The sequence below is a fragment of the Bacteroides stercorirosoris genome (genome assembly GCF_900142015.1).
GTDB lineage: Bacteria > Bacteroidota > Bacteroidia > Bacteroidales > Bacteroidaceae > Bacteroides > Bacteroides stercorirosoris.
In genome coordinates this window covers 45490-63437 of sequence record NZ_FQZN01000031.1, presented here as the reverse complement: position 1 = coordinate 63437, position 17948 = coordinate 45490, and the positions used below count along the sequence as shown (strand labels likewise).

The 17948-nt window shown below is 41.6% G+C and carries 12 protein-coding genes, 1 tRNA gene and 2 pseudogenes; 8 read left to right on the top strand and 7 right to left on the bottom strand.

Annotated elements, in window-relative coordinates; all coding sequences use genetic code 11:
• Together BUC01_RS19620 and BUC01_RS19615 are read left to right on the top strand one after the other, a co-directional pair.
• Nucleotides 1–155, top strand: a 155-nt coding sequence (locus BUC01_RS19620; protein WP_073314595.1) for a transposase, incomplete at its 5' end; no start/stop codon positions are given.
• Nucleotides 156–191: 36 nt separating this feature from the next.
• Nucleotides 192–344, top strand: a pseudogene (locus BUC01_RS19615) (transposase); the annotation flags it as partial.
• A 113-nt stretch (nt 345–457) separates the two neighbouring features.
• On the opposite strand, the gene BUC01_RS19610 reads toward BUC01_RS19615, so the two are convergent.
• Nucleotides 458–530: transfer RNA gene (locus BUC01_RS19610), tRNA-Thr, on the bottom strand.
• 200 nt (nt 531–730) lie between these two features.
• Between BUC01_RS19610 and BUC01_RS19605 the strand changes: the two genes are divergently transcribed.
• The 5 genes from BUC01_RS19605 to BUC01_RS19585 all read left to right on the top strand — a co-directional run bounded on the left by BUC01_RS19605 (nt 731) and on the right by BUC01_RS19585 (nt 6891).
• Nucleotides 731–2407, top strand: a complete 1677-nt coding sequence (locus BUC01_RS19605; RefSeq protein ID WP_025835863.1) for a polysaccharide biosynthesis protein — start codon at nt 731–733, stop codon at nt 2405–2407.
• Between the two features lie 132 nt (nt 2408–2539).
• Complete coding sequence (locus BUC01_RS19600; protein WP_073314587.1) at nt 2540–4990, top strand: SLBB domain-containing protein; 2451 nt, start codon at nt 2540–2542, stop codon at nt 4988–4990.
• A 7-nt stretch (nt 4991–4997) separates the two neighbouring features.
• Complete coding sequence (locus BUC01_RS19595; RefSeq protein ID WP_025835861.1) at nt 4998–6107, top strand: Wzz/FepE/Etk N-terminal domain-containing protein; 1110 nt, start codon at nt 4998–5000, stop codon at nt 6105–6107.
• Entirely contained in the window at nt 6083–6430 is a 348-nt protein-coding gene (locus BUC01_RS19590) for a UpxY family transcription antiterminator (protein ID WP_025835860.1), read from the top strand. Before BUC01_RS19595 ends, BUC01_RS19590 begins: the two co-directional genes overlap by 25 nt.
• Before the next feature lie 2 nt (nt 6431–6432).
• The gene (locus BUC01_RS19585) at nt 6433–6891 is read left to right on the top strand and encodes a WbuC family cupin fold metalloprotein (RefSeq protein WP_025835859.1); all 459 of its coding nucleotides are present in this window, start codon (nt 6433–6435) and stop codon (nt 6889–6891) included.
• Here the strand turns inward: BUC01_RS19585 and BUC01_RS19580 are convergent.
• Nucleotides 6888–8099 (bottom strand): ROK family transcriptional regulator, encoded by a 1212-nt coding sequence (locus BUC01_RS19580; protein WP_025835858.1) that lies wholly within the window; start codon nt 8097–8099, stop codon nt 6888–6890. The two genes, BUC01_RS19585 and BUC01_RS19580, sit on opposite strands and share 4 nt — an antisense overlap.
• 490 nt (nt 8100–8589) lie before the next feature.
• Between BUC01_RS19580 and BUC01_RS19570 the strand changes: the two genes are divergently transcribed.
• Entirely contained in the window at nt 8590–9990 is a 1401-nt protein-coding gene (locus BUC01_RS19570) for a sugar porter family MFS transporter (protein WP_034524605.1), read from the top strand.
• Nucleotides 9991–10057: 67 nt separating this feature from the next.
• On the opposite strand, the gene BUC01_RS19565 is transcribed toward BUC01_RS19570, so the two are convergent.
• The 5 genes and pseudogenes from BUC01_RS19565 to BUC01_RS19545 all read right to left on the bottom strand — a co-directional run.
• Complete coding sequence (locus BUC01_RS19565; protein ID WP_081795837.1) at nt 10058–11572, bottom strand: DUF4434 domain-containing protein; 1515 nt, start codon at nt 11570–11572, stop codon at nt 10058–10060.
• A 12-nt stretch (nt 11573–11584) separates the two neighbouring features.
• The gene (locus BUC01_RS19560) at nt 11585–13912 is read right to left on the bottom strand and encodes a glycoside hydrolase family 20 protein (RefSeq protein WP_073314591.1); all 2328 of its coding nucleotides are present in this window, start codon (nt 13910–13912) and stop codon (nt 11585–11587) included.
• A gap of 26 nt (nt 13913–13938) precedes the next feature.
• Complete coding sequence (locus BUC01_RS19555; protein ID WP_025833968.1) at nt 13939–15039, bottom strand: SGNH/GDSL hydrolase family protein; 1101 nt, start codon at nt 15037–15039, stop codon at nt 13939–13941.
• Nucleotides 15040–15128: 89 nt separating this feature from the next.
• Complete coding sequence (locus tag BUC01_RS19550) at nt 15129–16571, bottom strand: DUF5009 domain-containing protein (RefSeq protein WP_083595478.1); 1443 nt, start codon at nt 16569–16571, stop codon at nt 15129–15131.
• A 27-nt stretch (nt 16572–16598) separates the two neighbouring features.
• Nucleotides 16599–17849 (bottom strand): annotated as a pseudogene (locus BUC01_RS19545) (alpha amylase family protein); the annotation flags it as partial.
• Between the last annotated feature and the right edge of the window lie 99 nt (nt 17850–17948).

Here is a 17948-nt window from a genome sequence, read left to right as displayed (position 1 = left end):
ACTATTATGAAACAATACTAAACTATTTCGTTAACAGGGAAACGAATGCATTTGCAGAATCATTCAATGCAAAAATTAAAGCGTTCAGAACACAGTTTAGGGGAGTCGGAGATATACCATTCTTTATTTTTAGATTATGCAAACTGACAGCGTAAATTTAACATACCCACAGGGTTTTCGGACTGACCCACTATTATGAAACAATACTAAACTATTTCGTTAACAGGGAAACGAATGCATTTGCAGAATCATTCAATGCAAAAATTAAAGCGTTCAGAACACAGTTTAGGGGAGTCGGAGATATACCATTCTTTATTTTTAGATTATGCAAACTGACAGCGTAAATTTAACATACCCACAGGGTTTTCGGACTGACCCGTTTTTTTTAATAGCTTTAGGCTATTTGAAGAGATGAAAAAAGACTGATATTCAGTTGCTTAAATATCAGTCTTTAATGAGCCGCTAGCCAGACTTGAACTGGCGACCTACGCGTTACGAATGCGTTGCTCTACCAACTGAGCTATAGCGGCAGTAACTTTTCGTTTACGGGGTGCAAATTTACAGTTTTCTTTGAAACTACGAAAAGAAAAGAAACTTTTTTTGAAAAAATATTTCCTGATCTTGCTTCTTCTATTTATTCTGTCATTTTTTCTTTTGAAATAATTGTTTTATCGATATAAAAAATACATCTTTGCAAATGCTTTTGTCAATCTAAAATCTGACAATAATTATGAATCTAAAGATTTATTATAAAAATTTCTCATCCCGCATTGCATCCAAATGGACAATTTTGGCTATTGATATTTGTTTGGTGATGATTTCTATGCTTTTAGCATGTATTCTCCAACTGGGAGTATCAGCTATAGTATATAAAATGTCATTGTATGTGTGGATGATTTTTTTCTCTTTATTTTGTAATCTGTGTTTCTTTTCTGTCTTCCACACTTATGTTGGAGTTATTCGCTTTTCCTCGTTTGTGGATATTTACAGGGTGTTTATATCTCTTACAATAAGCTATGGGATGCTGGGGATTGGCAACTTTTGCTGGTCGGCTTTGGGACTGGGAGAAACGCTGCCCAATGGGATTATTTTCATTGCATATATTCTTAATTTTACGTTCATGGTAGGCTTGCGCATTTTGGTGAAAATGCTGCATGAGACTTTGTCTTTTGATAATAGGCATTGCGTGAATGTGTTTATCTATGGTTTTCGGGGGACCGGAGTGAATATTGCTAAGTCCATGCGGGTAAGCAGGAACAATCATTACCGTGTATGTGGTTTTATTTCCGATGAACCGTGGATGATAGGTAAACATACAATGGGATGCAGAGTGTATGCCAATGATAATACGTTATTTGAACATTTGAGAAAGAAAAATGTGTGTACGATTATTGTGTCACCGGAAGTGATGGCGAATTTGGAGTTGTCCGGTGTGATGGGACGGATGTTGGCGGAAGGTGTCAATGTGATGACCGTACCTCCTTTGAGTGATTGTTTGAGTGATGGAATTATAAAGGATCTTCATATTGAAGACTGGCTTCGTCGTGAGCCGATTCATATTGATATCCGTAGGGTGGCGGCTTATGTTGAGGGGCATCGGATATTGATAACCGGAGCTGCAGGGACGGTAGGTCGGGAAATAGTTCGTCAGTTGGCGGCATTAAATCCATATCAGCTGATATTGGTTGACCAGGCGGAATCCCCTTTGTATGATGTTCAATTGGAATTGTCCGATCATTGGAAAAATATAGAAGTGCGGGTATTGGTGGCGGACGTTGCGAACCATAGTCGTATGGAGGCTATTTTTGAGCAGTATATGCCGCAGTTAGTGTTTCATGCCGCAGCCTATAAAGATATCTCTATGCTTGAAGATTATCCTAATGAAGCTATTCAGGTGAATGTTTTGGGAACGAAGAATATTGCAGATTTGTCCGTGAAGTATAAGGCTTGTAAATGTATGATGATTTCTACGAATTATGCATTGTCTCCTACCTATGCTATGGGCTATAGTAAGTGTTTAGCAGAAATGTATGTGCAGGGGATATCTCATAAAGTAATACCGGAAAATTGTTTTACTAAATTAATGGTCATACGCTTTGGTGATGTATATCCTGATGCACCTCGCAGTCTGATGACTATGCCGGAAGCTTGTCAGTTGATATTGGAAATAGGAAATTTGGGAGAAAATGGCGGAGTCTATGTATTTGAAGATGATGCGGCAGAAGATATTCTGCCTACATGTTATGAAAAAATAAAGAAAAGTAGGGAGCGTTTTATAGATTACAATGCCGTTTGTGAGCAGATTAATGCATTAACGGAAAATAATTGCATGCAGAATTCTGAGGCAATAATTAACAAAATGAAAAAAATAATCTCAAATTCTGTTGATTCTTGTATGATGGTCTGAACGAATAGATTGCGTTTTTAATTCTTTTTCCGAAATTTCGATGTAAAATAAATGGGTGTTATGAAATAATGTGTTACCTTTGTGCCCGATTTATATTTAATGTAGGAATTTTAAAGATTAATCAAATATCTTATGCGTAGATTATTAGCACTATTCTTTTCAATTTTCATCTTGGCGGGGGGTGTTATGGCTCAGCAAATGTCGGATGATCAGGTAGTTCAATATGTGAAAGAGGCACAGAGGTCTGGTAAATCACAAAAACAGATGACTACTGAGTTGTTGCGTAGGGGGGTAACTAAAGAACAGGTTGCCCGTATACAAAAAAAATATGCAGAGCATAGTACAGCAGCGGATGGAGTCGAAAACAAACCCTCACAACTTCGAGAACGCACCTCTTTAATGACAGATGGTAAGGCCGTCAGAGGTACTTCCTATGAAGAAGCTGAATTGGAAGAACAGAAAGAAATTATCGATTTAAAACGTGATGCCCAAGCTACTCCGGAGGCTCCCGGAAGCAATATTTATGGTCATAGTCTGTTTACTAACCGGAATCTGTCTTTTGAACCGAGTGCCAATCTTGCTACTCCGGTTAATTATCATTTAGGCCCTGGTGATGAAGTTATTATTGATATCTGGGGCGCTTCTGAAAATACAATTCGTCAGACAATTTCTCCAGAAGGAACTATTTTGGTTCGTGGTTTGGGACCAGTCCATCTGAGTGGTATGACTGTAAAAGAAGCAAACTCTTTCTTGCAGAGAGAATTCTCTAAAATTTATTCAGGAATTTCAGGAACAGATCCCAACTCTCAGATAAAATTAACATTGGGTGATATCCGTACGATACAGATCAATATCATGGGTGAAGTTTCTGTACCGGGAACTTATACTTTATCTGCATTTTCCACTGTATTTCATGCTTTGTATCGTGCCGGTGGTGTGAACCGTATTGGTAGCTTACGTAGTATTAAGGTTGTGCGTAATGGTAAAACTTTTGCAGACCTGGATGTTTACGATTATATAATGAAAGGCAAGATGAAAGATGATATACGTCTTCAGGAAGGCGACGTTATTATTGTAGATCCTTACCAGTCTTTGGTTGAGATTGTCGGTAAAGTAAAGAGACCGATGTTCTATGAAATGAAACCTACGGAAACTGTTTCTACTATATTGGAATATGCAGGTGGATTTACTGGTGATGCCTATAAAAAAGCTATTCGTCTTGTGCGTAAGAGCGGACGTGAACATCAGGTTTACAATGTAGATGAAATGGATTACTCTGTTTTCCGTTTGGATGACGGAGATATGATTACGATAGATGCTGTACTTGATCGTTTTGAAAATCGTGTAGAAGTGAGAGGTGCTGTTTATCGTGCCGGATTATATCAGCTGGATGGTACAGTGAACACCGTAAAGCAATTAATAAAGAAAGCTGAGGGATTACGTGGAGACGCTTTCCTTAATAGAGTAATGATTGACCGTGAGCATGAAGACTTGTCTCATGAAATCATTGCTATTGATTTGGGTGGATTGTTGAAAGGTACGGTTGCTGACATTCCTTTGCAGAAAAATGATATTCTGTATGTACCGAGTATCAACGATTTGAAAGAGGAAGAAACTGTTGCCATTTATGGCGAGGTCGCTAATCCTGGTACTTTCCTTTTCTCTAAGAATATGACTATTGAAGACTTGCTTGTTCAGGCTGGTGGTTTGCTGGAAGAAGCTGCGACTACAAGAGTTGAAATTACCCGTCGTATTAAAGATCCAAAGAGTACTTCATTTAGTAGTGTTTTAGGGAAAACATATACTTTTGATATAAAAGACGGTTTAGTGGTTGGAGGAAATTCAGAGAATTTCTATTTGGAACCGTTTGATGCTGTTTATATTCGTAGAAGTCCGGCTTACCGTAGACAGCAGAATGTAACTGTTGCAGGTGAAGTGCTCTTCTCCGGTAGTTATTCCTTACTGAAGAAAAATGAACGATTGTCTGATTTGGTAAGCAAAGCTGGTGGTGTAACTCCGGATGCTTATGTGAAAGGAGCGCGATTAATTCGTAAGTTGTCAGATGAAGAAAGACGTCGTCAGAATGATGCGATACGTATGGCTCGGAATGGTGAAGGTAAAGACTCCATTTCAATACAAAAATTAAATCAGTCAGAAACCTATGCAGTAGGTATTGATTTGGAGAAAGCTTTGGCTAATCCAAAGTCTGATTTTGACTTAGTTTTGCGTGAAGGTGATGTTTTGTATATTCCTGAATATATCAATACTGTAAAAATCAGTGGTTCGGTTATGTATCCTAACACTGTGGTGTATCAGCGAGGAAAGAATCTGAAGTTCTACATAAATCAAGCGGGTGGCTATGGTAACATGGCTAAGAAAAAGAAGGTTTATGTGGTTTATATGAATGGTACAGTGTCTCGTTTGAAAGCGAGAAATTCCAGTGCTATAGAACCTGGCTGTGAGATTATTGTTCCCAGCAAGGCTGAAAAGAAACATATGGCAATGGCTGAAATTCTGGGTATCAGTAGTACAACTGCTACTATTGCGGCAATGGTGGCAACTTTAGCTAACGCTTTTAAGTAATTTGATTATGAGTGAAGAAAACAAACTGAATACACTTCCTCAGCAACCGGAGGAGCAGGAAATTGATTTGATTGAACTTGCCAAGAAAGTTTGGGCAGAGCGTAAATTGGTTTTTAAAGCGTGTGGATATGCTGTATTGGTCGGACTGATTGTTGCATTTAGTATCCCCAGGGAATATTCTACCAGCGTGACGTTGGCACCGGAGAGTACCGGGAAATCTACCGGAGGTAGTATGGGAGCATTGGCTGCTATGGCTGGAATTAACATGGGATCTTCTGTTGGTGAAGATGCCCTGTATCCCGATCTTTATCCGGATATTGTGAGTTCTACTCCGTTCCTTACCGAATTGTTTGATGTGAAAGTCAAAGATGATAAAGAAAAGATAGATACCACTTTATATGCCTACTTGGACGAACATCAGCGTGCCCCTTGGTGGAGTGCTATTGTTTCAGCCCCTTTTAAAGTTTTGGGCTGGACTATCTCTTTGTTTAAAGATGATGAAGCAGAAGGTAGCGGAGTACTGGATCTTTTTAGGCTGACTAAAGATGAAGCCAACATTGCAGAAGCATTGAGTAAGCGTATTGCAGTTTCTGTTGATAAGAAGACCGGGGTTACCACTTTGACGGTGACCATGCAAGATCCTTTAATTTCCGCATCACTGACCGACACAGTCATGTGCCGTTTACAGAACTATATCACTGAATACCGTACAAACAAGGCTCGTCATGATTTAGCTTTTACAGAGAAGTTATATATTGAGGCTAAAAATAATTATACGGAAGCTCAAGGAAAATATGCATCTTTTGTAGATGCCAATCAAAATATTATTTTGTTAAGTTACCGCGCCGAACAAGAGCGTTTGCAGAATGAGATGAATTTGGCATATAATGTATATACCCAAGTTGCCCAGCAATTGCAGATGGCAAAGGCTAAGGTGCAGGAGATTACTCCGGTCTATACTGTCGTGCAACCTGCAACGGTTCCTTTGCGTCCGTCTAAGCCAAGCAAGCCGATGATTCTTATTGGCTTTGTTTTCCTGGCTGGTGTGGGTAGTGTAGGTTGGATTTTGTTCGTGAAAGATTTATTAAAAGGATGGAAAAAGCAAACAACGATATGATGATGGATGAAAATTCGCGTAGCTGGTATGTTTTGTACACAGCACCAAGATTAGAACGTAAATTGATGCGGCATTTGGCTGTTGCCGGATATAAGACCTATTGTCCTATGCAGACAATTTATGTAAACTGGAATGGGAAAACAAAGGAAATCATTGTTCCTTTTTTCTCCGGTTGTGTTTTTGTAGAAGGAGATTTGAAAGAAATGGCTTCTGTTGTAGCTTCTCAAAAAGCGGCTTTCTTAGTGAATGCTGACGGTAAAGAACTTTCTATAGTATCGGATAAGGCAAATCTTCCTGGTAAATTTGCTCAATTGTTGAAATAGTGATGAAGTTGATTTCAGAAGAACTGCTGGATAGCGTGACTCGTGAGGCGCAGGGAAATCCTCGCCTACGCATGAATTATAATTTTCATGAATCATTGGATGCACCTATCCATCGCCTGCTTAATGCATTGGAGCCGGGGACTTATCTTCCGCCTCATCGTCATACGGATAAGGAAGAAACTTATGTCGTGTTACGTGGAAGCCTGTTGGCATTCTTTTATGATGATTTGGGTAATGTAACGGAGAAGGTTAGCCTGAATCCCTCTGCTGGAATTTACGGATTGGAAATTCCTTCCGGTACTTGGCACAGTATTATTGCTTTGGAGCCGGGGACTGTTATTTTTGAAATAAAATCCGGTCCTTACCGGCCACTTCCGCCTGAAGATATTGCGCTGTGGGCGCCTGCACCTTCAGACTTGGAAGGTGCGGCTGTATATATGAAACGAATGTTGGAGGTCTAATTAGTACCTTCAAACATTCGGCTTCTTGCCAACATACATGCGCCTACAATACCAGCTTTATCTTTTAATTTAGAGGTGGTAATTGCCGAGTCCTTGTTAACAAGATTCAGCGAATATTTTCGTACTGCTGTTTTTATGGGTTGGGTAATATAATCTCCGGTTAGAGAAAGCGTTCCTCCAATGATGACCAATTCGGGATTAAAGATGTTTATGAGTCCTGCAATTTGTTTGCCCAGTTTCTGCCCTATTTCTTCTACGATTTCAATACAGAGCAGGTCTTCTTTGTTGACGGCTGCTATAATCTCATCTAAGGTAAGGGGAGTTGCCATTGTCGCCCGACTGGAAAGGATGGAGTTTTCTCCCGTTTTGATACGTTCTAATAACGTGCGGTGTAGTGCAGAACCCGACGCTTCTGTTTCCAGACAGCCTTTTTTACCGCAATGGCAAATAATCTCATTCTCGAAAGCATTTACATGTCCGAATTCTCCTGAGAAGCCTGATTTTCCCGTATAGATTTTCCCGTCGATAATAATTCCGATACCTAATCCCCAACTGACATTTACAAAAATAATATCTTTTTCTCCTTTTACACATCCCTGCATATACTCTCCATAAGTCATGGCGCGGGTGTCATTATCGATAGTTACAGGATAGCCAAGCCTTTCGCTTAATACATCTGCGAGCGGCCGTTCCTCAAAATTGAATTGGCTGAAACTATATCCGGATTCAGGATTTACCCGGCCTGATACATTGACATTGATATTCAATATCTTTTCTGTATCGATTGCAAGCTTCTTAATGAAACCGAGAATTAGGTTGCAAAGTTCGTTCATTCCTTCTAAGGAGTTTTCGAAATTATATGGGATATCCATTTTGAGCTCCACCATATCTCCTTTGAAGTTGATTAATCCGATATTGATGGAGAATTTTTTTATATCTACTCCAATAAAGTAACCGGATTGAGGATTTAACCCATATAAATGTGGATGGCGTCCTCCGCTTGTCTCCAACTTCCCGTAATCATTGATATAACCTTCATCAAACATTTCACTAATTAGTTTTGTAACTGTGGGGATACTTAAATCCAACTCTTTTGATAGATCGGGGATTGTAGAACTACCATTATATATATAATAGGTAATAATTCTCTTTTTAATGAGGGCATTTTTAGACCCCATTTCTATTTCTTTTAGGAATTGCTGATACATGTATCTTTGCTTATTTCATTATTTCTTGCAAATATACTTAATAAATTTATTAATATCAACCTTTATATAAAAAATGGGATATCGTATTTTATTTTAGATTGATTGAAAAATTATTGTGCTATTCTCGTCAAGTAACGCTTAAAAAATAACTTAGTATATATGGCTTTTTATTTTTCCTATTAGAGAAATATTTTTTCCCAATAGGAGAAAAAAATTAATGATAGTTCGCTACTAAACGGAGAGATAAACCGATAGTTATGTACTAAGTTATTTTTTTGAGTGTTGTTAATTCCCTTTGCTGTTTTTCTATCTCTTTGTATATCTTTCATTTTTCCCTTTATATTAGCGTATAATATATCCATATTTAATTAAGTGATAAGGAATTTGTTATTTTGAAAATAAAAATAATTATTATATATTGTTTATTTAATAAATATATCTATATTTGCCGTGTCTCATAAAAATAGTATGTTTATTAATATAGAATAGAATGAAGTCTACAATTAATTTAGGTTATTTGTTTTTCCTTTCAGTAGTAGCGGCTTTGGGTGGTTTTCTGTTCGGATATGACACAGCTGTTATTTCCGGTACCATTTCTCAGGTAACGGAACTGTTTCGGTTGGATGCTCTACAGCAAGGATGGTATGTAGGATGTGCTTTGATCGGCTCTATCATCGGAGTACTTTTTGCCGGTATTTTGAGTGATAAGTTTGGACGGAAATCTACTATGATTCTTTCAGCTATTTTGTTTTCCACATCTGCTATTGGCTGTGCCTTGTGTGTGGATTTTAACCAGCTGGTCGTTTATCGTATTATAGGTGGCGTGGGTATAGGAGTCGTTTCTATCATTTCTCCGCTTTATATTTCAGAAGTAGCTGTGGCGCAGTACCGTGGACGTTTGGTTTCCTTATATCAGTTAGCGGTTACAATAGGTTTTTTAGGCGCTTATCTTGTTAATTACCAGCTCTTAGATTACTCTTCAAGCCATTCCGGAGTTGCCGCTGGATGGTGGAATTTAGTATTTGTGACGGAGGTATGGAGAGGAATGTTGGGTATGGAGACATTGCCTGCAATTTTGTTTTTCATTATAATTTTTTTCATACCGGAGAGTCCTCGCTGGCTGATATTGAAGGGAAGAGAAAAAAAGGCTACTGATATTCTTGAAAGAATCTATGTTTCCCCAGAGGAGTCTTTGTTCCAATTGGCTGAAACTAAGTCAGTGATATCTTCCGAGTCTAAATCAGAATGGAGACTCTTGCTGCAACCCGGTATCAGGAAAGCTATTATTATAGGCGTATGTATTGCCATGTTGGGGCAGTTTATGGGAGTTAATGCCGTGTTGTATTATGGTCCTTCTATTTTTGAGAATGCTGGTTTGTCTGGAGGCGATTCTTTGTTCTATCAGGTGCTGGTGGGACTGGTGAATATGCTGACTACTGTTCTGGCTCTTGCGATTATTGACAAGGTAGGCCGTAAGAAGTTAGTCTATTACGGTGTATCCGGCATGGTTGTTTCCTTGATACTGATTGCTTTTTACTTTATCTGTGGTGAATTTTGGGGAATTTCCAGTATCTTCCTATTGATATTTTTCCTTTTCTATGTTTTCTGTTGTGCTGTGTCAATATGTGCTGTTGTATTTGTTTTGCTTTCCGAAATGTACCCGACTCGTGTACGTGGATTGGCTATGTCTATAGCAGGATTCTCATTATGGATTGGCACTTATCTGATTGGACAGTTAACTCCTTGGATGCTCCAGAATCTTACACCTGCAGGAACATTTATTTTATTTGCAGTAATGTGTGTACCATATATGTTAATTGTTTGGAAACTAGTTCCTGAGACTACCGGAAAGTCCTTAGAAGAAATTGAGCGTTATTGGATGAAATCGTAAAAATAGTAAACAATGCGTGTGGAGCACTACACGCATTGTTTACTATTTTTAGATACGAAGAGAAAAGTTATTGAACAACTGATGGATTAATAAATATCTCGTCTATATAAACTTGGCTACTTGCATCGAAGGTGATTTTCAGAAAACGCTTTTTAATATTCAACTTTTCCCAAAAAACTCCCTCAATCCAAGCGTCATGATTACTATTAGGAAAGGGGGAAATCTCTTTTGTAGACAATAGATGATAGGTGTTCCCGTCTTGTGATGTTGATAAATGAATTTTTGTCGGAAGTCCAATATCAGCGGAGCGATAGTTCAGCATACGCAATAGAATATCATGTACGGCCGTTTCTTTCTGTAAATCAATAATTAGTTCATGAAATCCTTTCTTAAATACTGTCCAATGGGCATCTGCCATATTTTCTTCACCCACTGCGCCGTCTAATAGTAATGGAGATGATGCTCCTGCGCCTGAAACTTTCGCAAAGTTTGTAGTATTAGCCAATCTGTTCAGGAAGGAAGCCTCTAACAGTTTCCAGTATCGGTTTCCCTTTTTCCATGCCATATAATCTCTATAAGTATAGTTAGACCACATCGGTTGTCCTAATTGATAGGGAGATTCTGGACTTTCGATGATACCACAGAACATGAAAGAAATGATTTGTTCTACTCCGGCTACTGATGCGGCTGCCTGCTGGGAAAGCAGGCGGGAGTATGCTGCAGGAATCAAGGCTGAAGTACGGTCGTTTGCAGCCTTTTCCCAAGTAAAAGTTTCACAATTTGCCCACATTGCAATATGCAGTGCATCGTGTATGGTGCGTAATTTCTTCCAATTCTCTTTTAAACGGACTAAAGGAAATCTCTCGCGTACACAGCCCACTTCATCTTGATAAGCAATAATATCGACCTTCAATTTAGCTAACTGCTTCTCATATTCAGGATTGGCAAAATCGGAGTTGAAGATACCGTAGGGGGAAATCAATATCTTCTTACCGGGAGTCAAAGTATGGATTTGCTCTGTCAGAGCATTGACGGCTGTCACTGCATGATCCGACAATAACGGACACAGACAGTCTTCTACCGGCAGATACCATCCATACAGAGCCGGATGTTTGCCGTATAAACCGGCAAGTTCCTTTATCATCTCCAATTGCCGTTGTTTGATTGCGGGATCACGCAGATTATCGTCCTGGTCTTTAGCCCAACCTGTACTCATAAATACCTTCATATTCCGCTTGGCGGCTGCATCCATAATGGCATCTACCGGGCTTTTTCGGTTCGCAGGAAAAGCCCATTGCATTAGTTTGGATGGATAAAAAGACTTTTCCTCATTGGCCACAGCCATGAATACCAGATACTCCATACCCATCTGCGCCAGTTCTTCCACTTTTGCCTCCCATAAGTACGGGTCGGTGTTGTCAATGTATGGGGGATTGGTATATTGGTTGCGCACATCCTGATAAGCCAGATTTATCCATGTTCCTGTGATAGGTTTCACCGGCGAACCGTTGTGTGCCGCACTTTCTCCCGAACAAAATAGGAGAAGAAAGAAAACCATAAAGTTATGATAATTCCTCGTCATAGTATACTTTTTTTATTCAATCTGGATTTCGTCCATAAACAGATATGGCATTTTCCCTTCGCCAACGTGCCCTTTGGGCAAGGCTGCACTACCTTGGGCAACCATCTTCACATAACGGGCACTCACCGGCTTAAAGGTAACAGAGTATTTCTCGATATTTCTTTTTTTGATGTCTGTTTCTGATATGAATTCTTTGCTTGCCACTTCTACAAATTCCTTGCTGTCATCAGATACGGAAATATCCAATCGGATAATTCCCATAATCCAGGCATCCATATAAGTCATGGCATTCACATCTAATTGCTTAATATCCATCGGCTGTCCTAAGTCGATGATAGCTGTCACGTCTTTTCCCAGGAAGCCCAACCAGGCACCAGTGGAAAAGTTTTCATTGCCTGCTATACCATCTACCAAGGTGGTTGCTCCTCCGAATGTATAATTAGGAGCCGGTTGCGTAGTCGTTAGCACAATGGGAGCCAATGTAGCTTTGCTAAAAGAGATTTGCTTTGTTACCATTTTCCCTTCGCTTCCTTGACGGATAGCTATCGCGCGGAAATCTATAGAAGAATGGATGGGAATAGGACCTGCATACTTTTGTGATGCTGTGGTAGGTTCGTTTCCGTCCAGAGTGTAGTAGATGGGTGCATTATCTATAGTCGACAGGGTGATAATCATAGCTTTCTTTGCCGTGTCTGCCTTGAAATCCGCTTTGATGTCAAAAAGGTGTTTTGCGTAATTCAGTCCATCTCTCTGATACATAGCAAGTAGGTTGATGACGCGCGTCGTGAAACTTCTGTAGTCCTTCTTTTCCGGTTGTGTCCACTGCACTTCTGATAGAGCGGCCATACGGGGCAGTATCATATATTCCACCTGATCGGTGGTCAGGATATATTCAGTCCAGAGATTGGCTTGTACACCCAATATGTGTTCGGCTTGCTCTTCAGTGAGCGATTCGGTAGGATTCAGGCTATAGACTTTTTCTACCGGTAGGTAGCCCCCGATGGACAGTGGTTCCTCCTTTGTATCATCAGTCTGATAAAAGTCAAAGTAGCAGTGAGTATTGGGAGCCATGATGACATTGTGTCCCATTTGTGCAGCTTTGATGCCTCCGGCTGAGCCTCGCCAGGACATGACCGTAGCATTCTGAGCTATGTCGCCTTCCAGAATCTCATCCCATCCGATAATCTGCCTGCCTTTAGCGTTCAGAAAGTTCTCAATGCGCTTCATGCAATAACTCTGCAAGCGGTCTTCTGCACTATGTTCCTTATCAGCTTTCAGACCTTCGGCTTTGATGCGTGCCTGACATTTAGGGCATTTCTCCCAACGTGTACGAGGCGTTTCATCTCCACCGATATGGATATACTGGGAAGGGAAGATATTTATCAATTCCGTCATCACGTCTTCCAAGAATAGCATTGTTTGCTCATTGCCAACACACAATACATCTTCAAAAACACCCCAGTCAGGACATACTTCGTAAGGTCCGCCTGTACATCCGAGTTCCGGATAGGCAGCTAAGGCTGCCAACATGTGTCCTGGAAGGTCCACTTCCGGGATTATGTTGATGTAACGTTCTTTGGCATATTCTACTATATCTTTCAGTTGCTCCTGTGTGTAATAACCGCCATGACTCGTCTGGTCGTATTTCCCACTTCCGGCATAGCCCGCAACGGTGCGATTGCGCATGGAACCTACTTCCGTCAGTTTGGGATACTTTTTGATCTCGATGCGCCAGCCTTGGTCGTCAGTCAAATGCCAATGGAGAGTATTCATGTTGTGTAACGCCAATAAATCGATGTATTTCTTGACAAATTCGATGGGGAAGAAGTGGCGGGCTACGTCGAAGTGCATGGCACGATATCCAAAGTGCGGTTCGTCTTTCACCGTACCGGCAGGCATTAGGATTACGCCTTCACGGGTTATTGCAGGAATGGACTTCCGTAAGGTCTGGATGCCGTAAAATACACCGTTTTCTGTTTGCCCTTCTATTCGGATATTCTTGGGAGTAACTGAAATAATATATCCTTCTTTGTTGTCTATTTCCGGATTTAATGCCAGGATGATGGTATTCTCTATATCCTTTTCTTGGTGAGACAGAGTTTTCAGTTTTAATGTATAGCCGGTGGAATGACTGACGTATTCGGACAAGAATCTCGCATTGCGTTCTAATAAAGAATTATTTTCAGGATAGACCACAACAACTTTGTCATTCAGTCGGAACGGCTGGTTTTGGTTCAGACTGATTTCTTGCGGCAAAGGGATCACTGAATAAGAAACTTGTTGCTCGTTGCTGCATGCTGTCAATATACATGCGATGATGGGAATCAATAAGTTTTTCATAATGTAGTATTTAAATAGAGGAGTTTTCATTCAATAGTTTTTCTCGAAAGCTCCCATCCCATGATGGTCGAAATATAAGGAATGATATTCATTGCCATCTTGCGATGACCGTTGTAATTAGGATGCCAGACTGCACCCAAATCGGTAGTGTCATTAAGCAAGTCATTTTTCATCTTCAATAGAAATATGTTCGGATCGTTCATTGCATCCACGGCGGCTTCATAGAAAGAATAGACCGGTGCAGGGACGGTACAACAATAGATGCAAAGAATCGGTATATTGCCGTAGTGTTGGCGCAACTGTTTCAGCATCTGTGTATACGACTCAATAAATTCACTTTTATAAGGCTGGGGTTCAAGAGAAAAGTCATTGGTTCCCAAATTGATGACAACCAAGTCGGGATGATAATCGGTGAAGTTCCATTGTTGGGTAGAGCCTTCGTCGAAAGTCTGAAGCATTTTGTTTTTCATGGTGACGGCTGATACGCGTACCGAGTCTCCATAGTTGCGTACAGCGCCTTTTCCCGAATGAGCCAGCAGGCTGTAATCTGCATCAAAGTAACGGGCTGTGATGGTGGAGAAGGAGAGGTTGCAGTTCTCTGTTTCCAGTCTGAACGGCTCGTCACGGTTCTTACCTTCGGCACCATATCCACACGTCAAAGAGTTACCGATGAACTCAATGTGGCGTGTACGCACTTTAGGCTCTTCCTGCAAATCCCCCGAAGAGGCCAACAAGAATTGATGGATGGTTGTATTGCCAAACTCTCCTTCCGTACGCTTCTGTATGCGGAGGCTGTGCATCTTCCGGTTTACGCCCGAAACAAAGTTTATCAGTGTATCAGTGCCGCAAACCTTTACCACCCGGTGCAGTGTGCCATCTACAAAGACATTGTAATAACTCGTTCCCGTCTCTGTTATCTTTAAGGAAAGCGCACCGCCTGTAAACCGGGTTTCCAGGTAAGTCCCAACCCAATCAAAAGTGACCGAACCATCAGGTTGTATTTGGGTGCGTCCTGTATACCTTACAGCTGTGTCATTGGCTTTTATAGCTTTTTCTGCACTTTTCGCTTCCGGCGTACAGCATAAAATCGCTATGGATACGAGCCATATTAAATAATGTTTCTTCATGATTCTACTGTTTTTTTTACTTTAATACATTCTATTTTGTAGGTATGCAACTAATTACAAATGCACAAAGATAACTTTCCTTGTAGAAATCAAGTCCTCCAGAAGCACTTGATTTTTGTAAAGAACATAGTCACCAACAGAGCAAGCGCAGTCAGTAATATGCCTTGCAGAAAGCCCATCCATGAATTGAGGTGGAATACACCGAACCATTTTGTGATTCCGAGCAGATTGAATAGGGGATAGATGAGCAAGTCGCATGCTACGTATGCAATCATGGGATTTTGACCGGACATCACGAGGAAGGAAGTACCTCGCCGACAATGCAAATAGTCGCATATCACATGAAAGGCTATGAGTGCCATGCACCCCAGTCCGGCTGTGACAAAGAGATAACCGAATGTAGGACCATCCTTTTTGATGCCCCCCTGGAAGGGCTCAAAACAGAGACCGACAAGCAGTAATGCCGCTCCCAACAGAAACAGTTCGCGCCACAGCACACCGCTGCCTTGCCGCTTACGCACTAGCCACCAGCCGATTATCAACAACAGTGCCGACAAAGCGAATGTCAAGAACGACCAACGGTTATAAAGCCCTATTAGACAAATGAATATAATGGAGACCGAAATAGCCAGCACTCCGTAAGCCACCCGGCGGGGAGTTTCTACTTCTTTATCTATATCAGAACTCTTAGCAGAATGGTTCATCCATTTCAACAAAAGATCACCGGCCATGCTTCCTGGTAATACAATGAAGAGATAACGCAGATATTCAAAACGATACATCCACGGCAGTGGCGAGTATGTGTAAAGTGTCTGTACCCACGAACCCTCGGTTTGCGCACTGAGCACTATGCCTGCCAACGCTGCAAGTAGTGCAATCCGCGCCAGCCAGTTGCGCATCGTAAACAAATAAATGATAGAGCCGAATATAGCCATGTTAGCCAACAATAAGATAATGATATTGCTGGTGAAGAGGCTGAAATGTTCTTCGGCTGCATAATCGGTGAATGCCATCATCCCCACCGCTATCCCATAGGCTGCCAGTTTGATGGTGGTATGAGCCCATCCCGGCAGCGGCAGCGGGATTCGCATAAACATGGGAAAAAGTATCGCAAAGCAAGCTATGGCTAACAGCCATGCCGACTCATCCTGTGGATTGCTCAGCATATAAGGATAAAAATGCTGGATGAAAATGGCGAAGAAAGTCAATTGTACCCCTCGTTTCAGGGCTTCATAAACCAGCTTCCAACGGCTTTCTCCCTTTTCAAAGCGTTTGCGTATGGAGAAAGGGAATGCCGCTCCCATGGCGAAAAGAAAAAAGGGAAACACTAAGTCCACCCAAGTGAGTCCGGACAGTTCTGGCTGGAAGACATGAGCGGGAGGAGGCTCCTGCATGTGATACATCCATGCGGGTAATATGCCATAGACGATAGTAGCGGAAAGTACCATCGTCAGAATGGCATAACCACGCAATGCGTCGAGCGATGAGGCTCTACGCATTGATGATTTGGGCTGATTGTTGAAACTGTTCATTCTACTAACTGATTTTATATTGATAACCTATTGATCCTCTTGTGGCAGGTTGCCTCCTTGTTTCATGCCGGCTTCTACCTCTTTCCATAAGTTCTTGGTGATAATGTGAACGATGTCGAATACCATCAGTCCGTCCGCATCTTTCAGATTCTCGGCAATGGTAGCGGTCAGCTTTTCCGGATGGTCATAGAACTGGTCTACCAGGATACCGCCCATGAACTGATTTTCCTTCAATATCCGGCGTAAGTGCTGACATGAACCTTCCACGCAATACCAAGTGCCTTGTTGTGCCTGGCTGTCCGTCTCATTCCAGATGACGTTGTAGTTCTTCTTATATTCTTCGATGGTGATGTCGGTATAATAATTACCGGTGGCATATAAGTCAATCAGTTCGGCATATCCATAGTTCATGTACTCCGGTGTGGCCCAGTCAAAATCCCGGCTGGGGTCATATTCGCGGCTGGCAAAGTTCACGCCTACTTCAAAGTACGACGGATACCATGCGCCTGTGTACGTACCGAAAGATATTTTCGGGTTCACAGCCTTCACCTCCTTGCGCATCAATGCCATGAAATCGGTGATGTTCTTGGTGCGCCACTCAAACCATTTCTTTGCCCACTTGCCATATTCGGGTACGGGACGCTTGCCGGCTTCCTTTCTCCAACTTAAAATGTCTTCGGGGAAACGCTCCACCTTTGCATGGATATACTTTTCGAACTCTCGACGGGATAGGTCGGAGAAGTCAGCACTGATGCCATCGTAACGCACGCGGTCCAGCATCAGCCCGTCCAGTGCGGGATATTTGCCTACCAGTTCCTTCAGTACGTTCAGGATGTGTTCACGATATTCTTCATTCAACGGATTGATCATGGCGCCATATTTATCTTTCTCTTCGGTAATGGGGATTAGCCCGCGTTCGGGATTATAGACCACGGAGGCCCATTCCGGATGTCCGCTGTACACCATGCCACGGTCGAAGTAGTTGTGTCCCGCACAGAAAATGTTGAGTGAAGCGTGGATTTCCAGTCCGAGTTTGTGTCCTTGCTCTATGAAGTAACCCAGATAATCGAAATCTCCGCGTCGGGCACCTTTCCACTCTTCCATGCGGGGAGCGTATTGGCTTGCGAACAGCACTTCGCCGGTGATGGGGCGCACATCCACCACGGCATGTGTGAATCCAAGTGACTTGATTTTCTTCAGGTAAAAGTCGATAGAGTCTTTGTGGCTAAAACGGGCAAAATTGGCTTCCGCATCAAACCACATCAAGGCGGGTTTGGCGTTTACGGCCTTATGGGTCGGTTGTTTCTGTCCGCAAGATGCGAGCAGGCCGCTTGTCAGACAGAGGGCGGCAAGTATCAGTTGTTTCATTACTTTTCT

Coding starts and splice junctions, on each gene's coding strand:
- BUC01_RS19605 (WP_025835863.1), top strand. CDS start 731: ATGAATCTAAAGATTTATTATAAAAATTTCTCATCCCGCATTGCATCC.
- BUC01_RS19600 (WP_073314587.1), top strand. CDS start 2,540: ATGCGTAGATTATTAGCACTATTCTTTTCAATTTTCATCTTGGCGGGG.
- BUC01_RS19595 (WP_025835861.1), top strand. CDS start 4,998: ATGAGTGAAGAAAACAAACTGAATACACTTCCTCAGCAACCGGAGGAG.
- BUC01_RS19590 (WP_025835860.1), top strand. CDS start 6,083: ATGGAAAAAGCAAACAACGATATGATGATGGATGAAAATTCGCGTAGC.
- BUC01_RS19585 (WP_025835859.1), top strand. CDS start 6,433: ATGAAGTTGATTTCAGAAGAACTGCTGGATAGCGTGACTCGTGAGGCG.
- BUC01_RS19580 (WP_025835858.1), bottom strand. CDS start 8,099: ATGTATCAGCAATTCCTAAAAGAAATAGAAATGGGGTCTAAAAATGCC.
- BUC01_RS19570 (WP_034524605.1), top strand. CDS start 8,590: ATGAAGTCTACAATTAATTTAGGTTATTTGTTTTTCCTTTCAGTAGTA.
- BUC01_RS19565 (WP_081795837.1), bottom strand. CDS start 11,572: ATGACGAGGAATTATCATAACTTTATGGTTTTCTTTCTTCTCCTATTT.
- BUC01_RS19560 (WP_073314591.1), bottom strand. CDS start 13,912: ATGAAAAACTTATTGATTCCCATCATCGCATGTATATTGACAGCATGC.
- BUC01_RS19555 (WP_025833968.1), bottom strand. CDS start 15,039: ATGAAGAAACATTATTTAATATGGCTCGTATCCATAGCGATTTTATGC.
- BUC01_RS19550 (WP_083595478.1), bottom strand. CDS start 16,571: ATGAACAGTTTCAACAATCAGCCCAAATCATCAATGCGTAGAGCCTCA.